Origin of the sequence: Pseudomonas luteola NBRC 103146 (assembly GCF_002091675.1) — a bacterium.
GTDB classification, from domain to species: domain Bacteria; phylum Pseudomonadota; class Gammaproteobacteria; order Pseudomonadales; family Pseudomonadaceae; genus Chryseomonas; species Chryseomonas luteola.
This window is the reverse complement of record NZ_BDAE01000003.1, coordinates 33,970-47,149: the sequence shown is the minus strand read 5'-3', so window position 1 is coordinate 47,149 and position 13,180 is coordinate 33,970. Positions and strand designations below refer to the sequence as shown.

The 13,180-nt window shown below is 58.4% G+C and carries 13 protein-coding genes and 1 riboswitch; of the genes, 6 read left to right on the top strand and 7 right to left on the bottom strand.

Translation table 11 applies throughout. The annotated features are described in order from the left end of the window. Positions 1–11 precede the first annotated feature (11 nt). Positions 12–1,208: a phosphoserine phosphatase SerB gene (serB, locus tag PLU01S_RS04805; RefSeq protein WP_074823358.1), complete on the bottom strand. Its 1,197-nt coding sequence runs from the start codon at positions 1,206–1,208 to the stop codon at positions 12–14. Between the two features lie 167 nt (positions 1,209–1,375). On the opposite strand from serB, the gene PLU01S_RS04800 reads away from it, so the two are divergent. The 3 genes from PLU01S_RS04800 to PLU01S_RS04790 all read left to right on the top strand — a co-directional run bounded on the left by PLU01S_RS04800 (position 1,376) and on the right by PLU01S_RS04790 (position 5,394). Further along, positions 1,376–2,938 carry a HAMP domain-containing protein gene (locus PLU01S_RS04800; RefSeq protein WP_074823359.1) on the top strand — a complete coding sequence of 521 codons (1,563 nt, stop codon included), beginning with the start codon at positions 1,376–1,378 and terminating at the stop codon, positions 2,936–2,938. Beyond that, positions 2,868–4,631, top strand: a complete 1,764-nt coding sequence (locus PLU01S_RS04795; RefSeq protein ID WP_233432120.1) for a C13 family peptidase — start codon at positions 2,868–2,870, stop codon at positions 4,629–4,631. Before PLU01S_RS04800 ends, PLU01S_RS04795 begins: the two co-directional genes overlap by 71 nt. A 121-nt stretch (positions 4,632–4,752) precedes the next feature. Further along, positions 4,753–5,394 (top strand): oxidoreductase, encoded by a 642-nt coding sequence (locus PLU01S_RS04790; RefSeq protein WP_074823364.1) that lies wholly within the window; start codon positions 4,753–4,755, stop codon positions 5,392–5,394. Here the strand turns inward: PLU01S_RS04790 and PLU01S_RS04785 are convergent. Beyond that, positions 5,374–6,309: a LysR substrate-binding domain-containing protein gene (locus tag PLU01S_RS04785; protein ID WP_074823370.1), complete on the bottom strand. Its 936-nt coding sequence runs from the start codon at positions 6,307–6,309 to the stop codon at positions 5,374–5,376. The two genes, PLU01S_RS04790 and PLU01S_RS04785, sit on opposite strands and share 21 nt — an antisense overlap. Positions 6,310–6,437: 128 nt before the next feature. Between PLU01S_RS04785 and PLU01S_RS04780 the strand changes: the two genes are divergently transcribed. Both PLU01S_RS04780 and PLU01S_RS04775 read left to right on the top strand, forming a co-directional pair. Next, positions 6,438–7,814 (top strand): L-serine ammonia-lyase, encoded by a 1,377-nt coding sequence (locus PLU01S_RS04780; protein WP_010796899.1) that lies wholly within the window; start codon positions 6,438–6,440, stop codon positions 7,812–7,814. A 63-nt stretch (positions 7,815–7,877) separates the two neighbouring features. Continuing rightward, positions 7,878–8,348, top strand: coding sequence for a YbaK/EbsC family protein (locus PLU01S_RS04775; RefSeq protein WP_010796898.1), 471 nt, complete (start codon positions 7,878–7,880; stop codon positions 8,346–8,348). A gap of 21 nt (positions 8,349–8,369) precedes the next feature. Here the strand turns inward: PLU01S_RS04775 and ribB are convergent, their stop codons facing one another. The 5 genes from ribB to mpl all read right to left on the bottom strand — a co-directional run bounded on the left by ribB (position 8,370) and on the right by mpl (position 12,250). After that, positions 8,370–9,029 (bottom strand): 3,4-dihydroxy-2-butanone-4-phosphate synthase, encoded by a 660-nt coding sequence (gene ribB, locus PLU01S_RS04770; protein WP_010796897.1) that lies wholly within the window; start codon positions 9,027–9,029, stop codon positions 8,370–8,372. Between the two features lie 81 nt (positions 9,030–9,110). Continuing rightward, a riboswitch (FMN riboswitch) is annotated at positions 9,111–9,254 on the bottom strand. Positions 9,255–9,300: 46 nt separating this feature from the next. Next, entirely contained in the window at positions 9,301–9,585 is a 285-nt protein-coding gene (locus PLU01S_RS04765; protein ID WP_010796896.1) for a YceK/YidQ family lipoprotein, read from the bottom strand. Then, positions 9,578–10,207, bottom strand: coding sequence for a flavin prenyltransferase UbiX (ubiX, locus tag PLU01S_RS04760; protein WP_074823373.1), 630 nt, complete (start codon positions 10,205–10,207; stop codon positions 9,578–9,580). Before ubiX ends, PLU01S_RS04765 begins: the two co-directional genes overlap by 8 nt. Positions 10,208–10,216: 9 nt before the next feature. Next, positions 10,217–10,855 (bottom strand): LemA family protein, encoded by a 639-nt coding sequence (locus PLU01S_RS04755; RefSeq protein ID WP_074823375.1) that lies wholly within the window; start codon positions 10,853–10,855, stop codon positions 10,217–10,219. Positions 10,856–10,900: 45 nt separating this feature from the next. After that, positions 10,901–12,250 (bottom strand): UDP-N-acetylmuramate:L-alanyl-gamma-D-glutamyl-meso-diaminopimelate ligase, encoded by a 1,350-nt coding sequence (gene mpl / locus PLU01S_RS04750; RefSeq protein ID WP_074823377.1) that lies wholly within the window; start codon positions 12,248–12,250, stop codon positions 10,901–10,903. 271 nt (positions 12,251–12,521) lie between these two features. On the opposite strand from mpl, the gene PLU01S_RS04745 reads away from it, so the two are divergent. Next, complete coding sequence (locus PLU01S_RS04745; RefSeq protein WP_010796893.1) at positions 12,522–13,178, top strand: DedA family protein; 657 nt, start codon at positions 12,522–12,524, stop codon at positions 13,176–13,178. The last annotated feature ends 2 nt before the right edge of the window (positions 13,179–13,180 follow it).

Below are 13,180 nucleotides of genomic sequence, written 5' to 3'. Positions count from 1 at the left end.
TCAGCGCCTGATCAAAGCACGTGGTCTCGGTCTCTGACACCCAGCAGATACAGCACGCCATCCAAACCCAGTGTTGTAATTGACTGGCGCGCCGACTGACGCACAAGCGGCTTGGCGCGAAAGGCAACGCCCAACCCGGCCAGACCCAGCATAGGCAAGTCGTTTGCCCCATCCCCTACGGCAATGGTCTGTTCAAGGCTCAGCCCTTCCTTCATGGCCAGTTCACGCAGCAGATCGGCCTTGCGCTGCGCGTCCACAATGGGCTCTACCGCCACACCGGTCACCTTGCCGTCCACTGTTTCCAACTCGTTGGCATAGACATAATCGATGCCCAGCCGAGCCTGGATCTGACGGGCAAAGTAAGTAAAACCGCCGGACAGGATGGCGGTCTTGTATCCCAATCGCTTGAGCTCGGAAAACAGTCGCTCGGCGCCTTCGGTCAGACGCAGCCCTGCACCGATGTCTTCGAGTACCGTTTCAGGCAGGCCGTTGAGCAGGGCGAGTCGCTCCTTGAAGCTGGCCCTGAAATCGAGCTCACCGCGCATGGCTCGCTCGGTGATGGCGGCAACCCGCTCCCCGATACCAGCGGCCTTGGCCAGCTCATCAATGACTTCCGCCTGGATCAATGTTGAATCCATGTCGAATACGGCCAGTCGCCGATGGCGGCGGAACAACGTGTCAGCCTGAAATCCGATATCCATCTCAAGGTTCTGGGTCGCAGTGAAAAAGGCAGCCTTGAGCCCCTCCAGATCCTGCGGCTCACCCGCCAGCGTGAATTCCAGCGCAGCACGCTCCCTGGCGTCAGGTGCCGACAGCCGCTCGATACGCTCAATGGTCATACCGTGGGACTCGACAAGTTCGCTCACATGTTGAACCTGGTGGGCGTCCAGCTGGCGTCCCATGAGCGTCAGGATATGGCGAGGAGCCAACTCGTCGGCCTGCCACGCGGCATAAGCCTCTGCATCCAGAGCAGCCAGGTGCACTCTGGCCCCCACGGCCGCAGCGCGCAGTTCGAGCGCTTCACCCAAGGCAGCGGCATCAGCGCCTTCGGGCAACTTGATGAGCAATGCAAGTGTTATGGCCCCCTGCACACGACTCTGACGAATATCCAGCAACGCTGCGCCTGACTCGGCCACTACGCTCGTCAATGCAGCACTCAAGCCGGGGCTGGCATACCCGGTGCTGGTAATGAGAAGAATGTCTCGCAAGGCGCAGCCTCCACCAAGGGGTCAAAAACCCGATTCTACCTGTTTCCGAAAACGGTGCAGAACCACCCATACGCAGACGAGTGGTTGACGGACTCGGTTAGTACGCTTTAACGACCTCTGGTCGCTGGTTATACTTCGCCCCACATTTTTGCCCAAAGAATTCACCAGTGACCCGGCACGCGACCGTCAAGCCCGACAATTTCTTCGTTCTGCTGTTTCGTGCAATGCGCCAGCGCCGTGTTCCTATCGCGCTCCGCATTGTTTCCCATAGCCTTATTCTCGTCATCGCCGCCCTGGTGATCTATGCCGTTGTCGTGGCCTTGCAGTTCCGGCATGCCATGCAGCAGCAGGCCGATGCCGTAGGCCAGACGCTGGTTACCCAGACGGCCGCCTCGGCGACGGAGCTGCTGGTATCCAACGATACGCTGAGCCTCAACGTGCTCTTGGGCAATCTGGCGCGTAATCCGCTGGTTGCCCACGCGGCAGTGTTCAGCCCGGATAATCGTGTACTGGCCGAAGCAGGCACCCGCCCGACGCGCAATCTTCTGGGCGAGGCGGAAGGCATCTACTCCACATCAATCAAGTTTCAAGACGTGACCACTGGCCAGCTGCGTATCAGTCTGGACATGAATCAGTTCCAGCAACCCATGGTGATCAGCCTGCAAAACATGGGATTGTTGGCGCTTATCCTGTTGATGCTGACTCTGATTCTCAGCCTTCGCCTGGGCCGCAACATTTCCACGCCCCTGCTGGAGCTGCGCGTCTGGCTGCGTGACCCGGATGATCCGGCTCCCAGCGTTGGTCGTCAGGATGAAATTGGTGACTTGGCACGTCAGCTCCAGGCGCGGCTGGTCCCGGAAAAACCCAAACCGGCGCCGGTTAAACCGTCCAAGAAAACCAAGGCAGCAGCTCCGGTAGAAGGCGACGAGGACAACCCGTTCCTCGATGAAAGCGCCGGTATCAAGGTTCGCTCCACCTCACCACGCAAGGCTGCCGCAGCCGCCAAGAAACCGGCCAAAGCACCGGTGACTACCGAAGACGGTGACGACGAGTTCGACGAAGACGCCTTTGCCGATGTCATGCCGGACGAGGCAGAAAACGAAGTTGTAGAGACAGCGGCAGCCGCCGAGCCCGTTACACCGGCCATGGCGTCAGAACCCGATATCGTTTCCAGCGCGGTACTGGCGATCCAGCTCGGGTCTCAAGAACAGTTACGCAAGCTGCCCCGTGCGCGCCTGGTCAGTCTTCTGGAGCGTTACAGGGATTGCCTGGAGCAGGCCACCTCGCTGTACAAGGGTGAACTGCATAGCCTCATCGATGGCGGCAGCCTGATCCTTTTCCACGAAACCCAGGGCGAAGATGATTATCTGACTCATGCCTTGTGCTGCGGTGAAATCATGCGAGCGCTGGGCCATGCCCTTCAGGTCGAAGTAGCCGACAGCGGGATCACGCTGCAACTGCAGCTGGGTCTGACGCAGGGCGAACGTCTGGTGAACCTGAAGCTGCCCGAGCTGCTCAATAACGATACGGTCCGGAACGCTATCGCACTCAGTCGGCACAGTCGCAACCTGCTCCTGGTCGAGCACAGCATCGCCGATGATGAACTGCTGCGCCAGCGTGCCCGAATCCGCTCTATTGCGAGTCCAGAAGGTGCCAGCTGTGTCGAACGCCTGCTTGAACCCTATTCGTCTACCCTTGAACGCCATCTGGTTCGTCTCGAATCCCGTTAAAGCCGGCACACGCCGGCTGGCGGCCCGCATCCATCAGGGCCGTTCCCTCTGGATGGTAAGGCCGCCCTATCGGGCGACCCGAGCGCTTCTTCCCCTGGGGCTCGCCATGAGCCTCGTAATTCTTCCCGCCCCTTTCGCTCAGGCAGCCGAGATCCGTCTGCCGGATGGCTCGGTCTACCACGGCGATGTGGAGCGCGGACGCCTACAAGGTGAGGGGCGCCTCGATTGGGCCAATGGCAACTGGCTGCGGGCCTCGTTCAGAGACGGCCTGGCCGAAGGCCTGGGCGAGCAGTTTTTTGTGGATGGCACCCGCTATCGAGGCCGCTTTCACCATGGCCTCTATGAGGGCCAAGGGCAGCTGACCTCCCCCAGCGGACGTTACGAAGGCTCCTTCCACCGGGGGATGTACCATGGCAAAGGGGTCTTGGAGTCCAGTGACGGCTGGCGTTACGAAGGTGATTTCTTCGAGGGCCGCATGCAGGGCCGCGGCGCGCGGACTGAAAGCGACGGCAGTCAATATAACGGCATTTTCACGGATGGCCGTCTGAACGGCAGAGGTCAATGGGTCGATCAGGAAGGCAATCTGTACGAAGGCAACTTTGTTGACAGTGCTTTCTCCGGCCAGGGTCGCTATCAAAGCGTAGATGGTAATGTCTGGGAAGGGTCCTTCCAGAAAGGGGAAATGACCGGCCAAGGCAAGTACCACGGCAGCGATGGCAGCCGTTACAGCGGCAGCTTCAAAAGCTGGCAGTACCATGGGCTGGGGCAATACACCGAGGCAGACGGCAGCGTGTATATCGGTGACTTCCTGAACGGCCAGTTCGATGGCAATGGCACCTACACCCATGCCGATGGGCGCCGCGAAAGCGGGCTCTGGAGCGAAGGCCAGTTCATCCGCAGCGATGACGGTGTTTACCAACCTGACCCCATGGAAGTTGCGCTACTGGAACAAGGCGAGCGCCTGGGTCAGGAACTCAATAACGTCCGTCCCTCTACGGCCAGTACCGAGCTTTACGGTATTACTCTAGCAGGCGATGGCGATCAGCGAGTGTTTCAACGTGAAGCCGATTATGTCGCCAAGCTGATGGTCAATCGTTTTAATGCCCGTAGCGTGGTTCGCCTGATCAATCAGCGTGATCTTAAAAGCGTAACCCCACTGGCAACGCGGGAAAATCTTCATCGCGCCATTGCCACCCTGGCCGAGCGCTCAGGGCCTGAGGATTTGATCTTTGTCTACCTCACCAGCCATGGCTCCTCCGACCATCGTTTATCCTTGAGCGAGCCGGGTCTGCAACTGGCCAGCTTGCCGGCCATTGAGTTTGCGTCCCTGCTTGAGCCGCTGAAGAACCGCGACAAGATCGTTGTCGTTTCAGCCTGCTACAGCGGCGGCTTCCTTCCCCCGTTGCAAGATGACCATACCATGGTCATTACCGCCTCACGTGCGGACCGGACGTCTTTTGGCTGCACGGACGAAGCGGACTTCACTTATTTTGGGAAGGCCTTGTTTGCAGAAGCCTTCCAGGCAACAGACGATCCCGAGCAGGCATTTTCGATCGCCAGCAAGCGTGTCGCCGAGCGCGAGGCGGCACAAGGGTTCGAGCCATCGGAGCCGCAGATCTGGGCGCCGCCTGCTGTTCTGAAAAAATGGCAGGCCTATCGCGCTGGATCAACCAGCCACGTTGCAGAGCAATGAGCCTTTCGCTCTGAAATGTTGTCCGATGGCATAAGGGCGGGCATTACAACGAAGCGGACCGGGCAGAAGCGCGGGCCGCCTACCTGCTCCGCCAGTCATGCTCATCGAAAGGAGCTTTGCGATGCACCTGACTCCGCAACATGTCCTGATTACAGGCGCCACGGGGCTTACCGGCGAACACTTACTGGATCGCCTGCTGAATGAGCCAACCATTCAACGTGTCCTGGCGCCCACCCGCCGACCACTTCCTGCTCATCCACGCCTGGAAAACCCGGTTGGCGAATTGCTGGATGTGCTGCCTCAGCTCACCGGCCCGCTGGATACGGCCTTTTGCTGCCTGGGCACCACGATCAAGAAAGCTGGCTCACAGGAAGCCTTTCGCGCCATTGATTATGACCTGCCCATCGCTGTCGGACGTCGCGCACGCGAACTGGGTGCCAGACACTTCGTGGTTATCAGTGCCATTGGTGCCGACGCTTCCTCCTCGATCTTTTACAACCGGGTAAAAGGTGAGCTTGAAGAGGCACTACAGGATCAAGGCTGGCCGCAGATCACCTTTGCACGCCCCTCGCTGTTGCTCGGCCCCCGTAACGAGCAGCGGTTGGGCGAGCAGATTGCCGCCCCGCTCTCCCAGCTGCTGCCTGGCAAGTGGCATGGCATTGAGGTCTGCGTGTTGGCACGAGCACTCTGGCGACTCGCGTTGGAGGAAGGCGACGGTGTTCGTTTTGTCGAGTCGGACGAGCTACGCCGGCTGGGGCGTTGACGCACTGGCCAGGGCCTCCTCAACCAGCCAGTCATGCAGTGAGCGTACACGTGGATCAGCGAGAGCACCTTGCGCATAAAGCAGGACATAACGCTTGCGCGCCGGTACGGATACCCCGAAGGGAATAACCAACGCACCCCGCTCCAGCTCGTTAGTGATCAAATGACGCCGCGCGATGGCAACCCCCATGCCGGCAATGGCCGCCTCAATAGTCAGGTGATTGCGATTGAACGTATGACCTCGCCTGACATCCAGTGCAGGGGCGCCAATGGACGCCAGGTAAAACTCCCACTCGGCATACTCATAACTGCCGCGCCAGGCAGTGATGTCATGCAGCAATGGGTAATGATCCAGCGCCTCGGGACGATCAAGTGGCGGGCGCCCCTCCAACAGCGAAGGAGCGCACACCGGAAATATCTGCTCGTCCAGCAACGACGTGGATGCAAGACCAGGATAACTACCGTCATTAAGATCAATGGCAAGGTCAAACTCGCCCTCGCGCAGCGACCATGAACTGTCCTCAGCAACGACCCGAAGCTGGATATCCGGAAAGCGAGCCTGCAGCTTGGGTAGCCGCGGCATGACCCATTTGCCGAGAAAGGAAGGAATCGAGCGTAGCCGGAGCACGCCGCCAAACTGACCGGCATTCAGCCGTCGCAGCTCCGCATCCACAAGTCCTGAGGCCTGATTGACCGTTGAGGCCAGCCGTTGCCCCTCCGCCGTCAGCTCCAGCCCACGGGCTATTCGGTGAAACAGCTTGAACCCCAACCGCTCTTCCAGCTGTCGCATCTGCTGGCTAATGGCACCTGGCGTTACGTGCAACTCCTCGGCACAGCGGGTAAAGGACAGGTGGCGTGCCGCACAGGCAAATACTTGAAGCCAAGCTTGCGTTTGCGCGTTTAGGATCCGGCTCATGGGTTTAGCTCTACTAAAGGGTCGCTTAGAACGTATCGATTGTGCAGGGAGGCCGCTTTTCCCATGATGATCCTCAGACTGTTACGTACGTTACGGTCACCATTGAACCTCATATTCAGGACTTCAGCATGGCCATCAGCGTATTCGACCTGTTTAAAATCGGCGTGGGTCCTTCCAGCTCTCACACGGTAGGCCCCATGCGAGCCGGTGCATTATTCGTCTCCACCTTACGTGAGCAACAATGCCTGGAGCAGACTCGCCGGGTAGAAGTACGCCTGTATGGCTCCCTGTCCGCAACAGGTGTCGGGCACGGGACCGACCGTGCAACGTTGATGGGGTTGATGGGAGAGTGGCCAGACCGGGTTGATCCCGACCGGGTCGAGCCCTGCATCCAGACGCTCAAGCTTGAAAACACGCTTATGCTCGGGGGTAGCCATCCTATCGAGTTCGTCTGGACCCGAGACCTGCATCTGCTCCATGAGAACCTGCCTTACCATCCCAATGCAATGACCATCACCGCATTTGGCGAGACCGGAGAGCTGTTCGAGGAGACTTATTATTCCGTGGGCGGCGGTTTTGTTATCGACAGCCAGCAGGCGGCCAGCGGTCAGCGTGATCAGGATACCACTACCCTGCCCTATGACTTCTCCAGCGCAGCGGAGCTGCTCCGTTTATGCCGCGAGCATGGGTTGTCCATCTCCGCCCTTATGCTTGCCAATGAAAAAGCCTGGCGCAGCGAGGATGACATTCGCGCAAACCTTTTACATATCTGGCAGACCATGCGCGAATGTATCCGGAATGGGCTGGCTCACGAAGGTGTACTGCCGGGTGGCCTTAAAGTCCCACGTCGCGCTGCTCGCCTACACCGTAGCCTGCGGGCGATGACCAACCCGAGCGTTATCAGCTCGACGCTTTCAGCCATGGAGTGGGTCAACCTGTTCGCCTTGGCGGTCAACGAGGAAAATGCCGCAGGAGGTCGCATGGTAACGGCGCCTACCAACGGCGCAGCAGGCATCATTCCTGCGGTACTGATGTACTACATGAAATTCAACCCGGATGCTAACGATGAAGATGTTGTGCGCTATCTGCTGGCCGCAGCCGCAGTAGGTATTCTGTGTAAAAAGAATGCCTCGATCTCGGGCGCCGAGGTGGGGTGTCAGGGCGAAGTGGGCTCGGCCTGTGCCATGGCCGCCGCCGGACTAGCCGAGCTGCTGGGCGCGACGCCAGAACAGGTGGAAAATGCTGCGGAAATCGGCCTTGAGCATAACCTGGGCCTGACATGCGACCCGGTGGGAGGACTGGTTCAGGTGCCCTGTATCGAGCGCAATGCCATTGCCGCCGTGAAAGCCATCAATGCCGCCCAGATGGCGCTACGCGGTGACGGAGAACATTTCATCTCGCTGGATCGAGTCATTCGTACCATGCGTGATACCGGTGCCGACATGCAGGACAAATACAAGGAAACCTCTCGGGGCGGGCTCGCTGTCAGCATGGTTGAATGCTGATCAAGGGTTGACGCACGCGCCCGGCTTTTCAAGAATCCAGGCTCTACCGAATGGGAGCCCCTCATGAGCCTGGATTCAGTCCGCGACTTTTTCACGACCCACGCCCCGGATATTCACATCATTGAGCTTGAAACCAGCACCGCAACCGTTGCCCTGGCGGCCGAAGCACATGGCGTCGAGCCGGGGCGAATTGCCAAAACGCTTGGACTGAAGATTGGTGAGCTTGAGGTGCTGCTCGTGGCACGAGGCGATGCACGACTGGACAATAAAAAGCTCAAGGCTACGTTTGGCGGCAAAGCCAAGATGCTGGATGGCGAGCGCGTGCAGCTGCTGACCAGCCATCCGGTAGGCGGCGTTTGCCCATTCGGACTGGCAACGCCCATGCCGGTATATTGCGATTGCTCGCTCAAGGCTTTTGATGAGGTCCTGCCGGCAGCTGGCGCAATCCACAGCGCCGTGCGCATTACCCCGCAACGGCTGGCCGAACTGGTCGAGGCCCAATGGGTGGATGTCTGCCAGGAACCGACCGAGTAGCTGGCAGACATTGGCGCTACATCAGACGACGCTGACCGACTGGGATGCCAATAGTGCTTCCTCCTCACGGTAACGCACGATCTCCTCAATGGTCAGCACCGGTATCCCGTGCTGCTGCGCGTAGTGCTCGACATCAGTACCACGCGCCATGCTGCCATCAGGGTTCATCAGTTCGCACAATACGGCCGCCGGACGTAGCCCTGCCAGCATGGCCAGCTCTACCGAGCCCTCGGTATGACCGCGCCGAGTCAGCACCCCACCTTCACGCGCGCGCAAGGGAAAGATATGCCCGGGGCTGACGATTCGGCTCCGACCTTCGCAGGAGTCCAGCGCGGCCCGAATAGTGATCATCCGATCAGCAGCCGAAACACCGGTAGTCACACCTTCCGCCGCCTCGATGGAAACTGTAAACCCTGTTCCATGACGTGCCTGGTTATTCTTGACCATGGGTGGCAGGTCCAGGCACCGCACACTGGCATCATCCAGGCACAGGCAGACAATACCGCTGCCATCCCGGATCATCTTTACCATCGTGCTCAAGGTGAGGTTTTCGGCAGCGGCTACCAGATCAGCTTCGTTTTCGCGGTCGGCATCATCCAGCAGAAGCACTGGACGCCCCTCGCGGTAGGCTGCTACAGCAGCATACAGGCGGGAATGGCGTTGTGGGTCGAGCATAGGCATGAAACGTCCTCGTTGGAGTGAGTGAACGTTTCAGGGCAAAAAGCGCAGACGCCACTTATGCCAGGGGGCATAGGCAGACAAACGCATCTTCTTTCATCCGGACTATGACCGTCGGCCCTGGAATCACACCAGGTCTGCTGACCTCCGACGTATCGGAGCGCTCGCGGGCTTGCCACCATGTGGTTTACCGCCGGTGGGGAATCTCACCCCGCCCTGAAGACCCGACCGACTATAACGAAGTGAAGCCGCCTTCGCCAATGCCTGGGATATCTCAACTGCCTCCGCGAACGTTCAGCCCGATACCCAACACCTTTGCCAGGGCAAGGGGGAATAACACCGTGTCCACCAGCAGACTGCCCGGCAGATCGAACCCTGGATAGGCAGGAGCCTCTACGCCAAAGCGCTCCGTTGGACAGCAGCCCCCTTGAATAGCATACCAGTCCAGCCGGGTTCCCGAGTAAACGATCGGAGCGCCCGGCTTGCTGGCGTTGAGCGTGCTGACGCTGGCGCAGCCACTCAGCACAAGCACCAGGCACGCACAGAGGAACTTACTCATCGCTCACCAGATGATGCTCGCCCCACCGGGGCAGCATGTCTTGGGGAATACTCAATGTATTAAGAATCCGGGCCACGACAAAGTCGATCAGATCATCCACCGTTTGCGGCTGGTGATAGAACCCTGGCGCAGCCGGAAGAATCGTCGCGCCCAGGTTGGACAGCTTGAGCATGTTTTCCAGATGAATACTGGAGAACGGTGATTCCCTAGGCACTAGAACCAAGGTGCGCCGCTCCTTGATGGCCACATCGGCAGCGCGCTCGATCAGGTTATTGCAGGCACCTGTTGCAATGGCGGACAGCGTACCGGTCGAGCATGGGCAAACCACCATGGCTGCCGGCGCACTGGAACCTGACGCCGGGGGCGCCATCCAGTCGCTCTGGCCAAAGACTCGAATCTGCCCGGGCGCAGCGCCAGTGTATTCCGTCAAAAACGCCTGCATGGCCTGAGGTTTAGCCGGTAGCGCCACATCGGTCTCAGTGGCCATGACCAGCTGTGCAGCCTTGGAGATCAGGAAGTGAACCTCACGCTCCTCCTGCACCAGACAGTCAAGCAGCCGTAATCCGTATTGAGCACCAGAAGCGCCGGTCATTGCCAAAGTAATGCGTTCAGGGCCAGCCATCATGTCTCCTTACTCCGGATTACTGGGGGTAGAAGATGTATCGCGCTTGTCCTCAAGCTTGCTGGCTAGTTTAGTTTTAGCTGTCGCAACTGAGCGGACTACAGCATCACTTCCTTTATTTAAAGCTAACCGTAGGGCCTCAGAGTCATCCCGTGCAAATAACTTGATATTGTTTAACGCTTCTGGGTCTTCGCTATCAAAGTAAGGCACCGTGTCGAAATTCAGTTTGTTGGCAATCAACACAGTAGGAAAGCTGTTGCGCTTGACGTTATAGCCTTTGACCTGCTCGTTATAGAACTCGCGCCTCTCGAAGATTGTCTGCTCCAGCCGCTCTAGCTGCTCCATTAGCGTCTGGTAGGTTTCATTGGCACGCAATTGCGGATAATTCTGCGCCAACGCAGATACCCGCTCCATCGCGCCCTCAATATTGTTTGAAAGGGTAACGTGGGTTAGCTTTTCGTGCTCGCCATACCCAGAGGCTATATCGATCACCTGATTAGCCAAGTCGACCCGCTTGCGCATCGAAGCCTGCAAGTTTGAGGAGGCTTCGCGAATCGCCTGCATTGCCGCTTGCAGGCTGTTGTATTGCGAGACGACCCAAACTGCTAGCGCCACGACTAGGGCTAACAGAATCAACAAATACTCCATGATTTCACTCCATTGAAGACAAAAGGCAGCAGCGTAATGCAAAGCTTAACGCAATGCTTCAGCTAATTTTTTATGTAAGCCACCAAACCCGCCGTTACTCATGATAACTACATGGGTCCTGCCTTTCGCCGCCTCTTTAACGCGCGCGATAATGGCCTCAAGCGAGTCGCAAACAACCGCCGGGACAGGGCAATTCGCTGCTGTCTCGGCCAGATCCCACCCCAGGTTCGGCGGTGCATACCAGATAACGGAGTCGGCCTGTCGAACACTGTCCGGCAGGCCGTCACGGTGGGCGCCCAACTTCATCGAGTTGGACCGTGGCTCAATGACTGCAATGATGGATTCCTCTCCTACACGTGCCCGCAATCCTTGAAGCGTAGTGGCAATGGCCGTGGGATGATGGGCGAAGTCATCATAGATCGTGACACCGTTGATTTCGGCAACCGTTTCCATTCGGCGCTTGACGCTCTTGAATGCATTCAACGCCTCGATCCCTTGAGGCGGCACGACGCCTACATGCCGCGCGGCGGCCAAGGTGGCCAGAGCATTGGCTACGTTATGCTGGCCGGTCAGACTCCACTCAACCGTTCCCTGTGTCTTCCCATCGAAGATTACCTCAAACCGCGAGCCGTCCTCATGGAGCAAGCGGGCCTGCCACTGCCCGCCCTCTCCTGTCGTCTGAACCGGCGTCCAGCACCCCATCGTCAGGACATGAGACAGCGCTTTTTCAGCAGTTGGATGAATGATGAGTCCTTCACTTGGAATCGTACGCACCAGATGATGAAACTGCCGCTCGATCGCTGCCAGATCAGGAAAGATATCGGCATGATCGAACTCGAGGTTATTCAGGATAGCGGTGCGCGGTCGATAATGGACGAACTTGGAGCGCTTATCGAAAAAGGCGCTATCGTACTCGTCAGCCTCTACGACAAAGAAAGGCGTTCCGCCCAGCCGGGCGGATATCCCAAAATTTTGGGGTACACCGCCAATCAAGAAGCCCGGGCTCATGCCTGCATGCTCCAGCACCCAGGCTAGCATGCTCGTGGTGGTGGTCTTGCCGTGGGTACCCGCTACAGCCAGAACCCAGCGTCCCTGCAATACATGATCTGCCAGCCATTGCGGTCCGGATACATAGGGCAACCCCTTGTTCAGGACATGCTCCACAGCCGGATTACCCCGGGAGAGTGCATTGCCGATCACGACCAGATCCGGCGCCGGTTCAAGGTGGGCAGGCTCGTATCCCTGCATCAGCTCGATACCCTGTGCCTCCAGCTGCGTACTCATGGGCGGATAGACATTGGCATCGGAACCGGTCACTCGATGACCCAACTCCTTGGCCAGCACGGCCAGAGAGCCCATGAACGTCCCGCAGATGCCGAGAATGTGGATATGCATGAATAACCCCTGACAAGCGAGGCCCTGGCAGCCCCATTGAAAACGAGCCGAAGGTTAGCACAGCGCCGTCAGGACTCTATGGGCTCATCCGCCTCGTGAATCACGAAATTCCATCTGATCCCAGCCGAGCTCCGGCCTTGAAAGAGAAGAAAGCAGATATCCGTGCGGTAGATCGCAAATCCCACCCTACCGTTTACCCTAATGGCTACTCGCGACCTAGAGCCTTCGCCCTATAATGGAGCTTCGACCCGCTGCCATAGATAGGCTGTACATGGACTTTAACCCGATCGATCTGATCCTCCACCTCGACGTTTACCTGGAAATGCTGGTCAGCAACTATGGGTCATGGATCTATTTCATCCTGTTCCTGGTCATTTTTTGCGAAACGGGCTTGGTAGTCATGCCCTTCCTGCCCGGTGACTCATTGCTGTTCATTGCTGGTGCCATTTGCGCAACAGGCGGCATGGACCCCTGGCTTCTGGGTAGTCTTCTTGCCTTTGCGGCCGTTGCCGGTGATAGTACAAACTATGTCATTGGCCGAACCCTGGGTGAAAAGCTTTTCTCGCGACCAAACTCCAAGATATTCCGTCGTGACTATCTGGAGCGCACCCAGGCGTTCTATGCCCTGCATGGCGGCAAGACCATTACCCTGGCGCGATTCCTGCCCATCATCCGAACGTTCGCGCCATTCGTGGCGGGCATCGGTCGCATGCACTATCTCCGTTTTCTGGGCTTCAGCGTCCTGGGCACGTTCCTCTGGGTAGGCGGCCTGGTCACGCTGGGTTACTTCTTTGGCAATGTGCCGTTCATCAAGCAGCACCTGTCCATGCTGGTTATCGCCATCATTGCCATCTCGCTGCTGCCCATGGTCATCAGCATGGTCAGCCGTCGCCTGCGGCCGAGCCCCAGCCGCAGCGAAATCGGTTAACG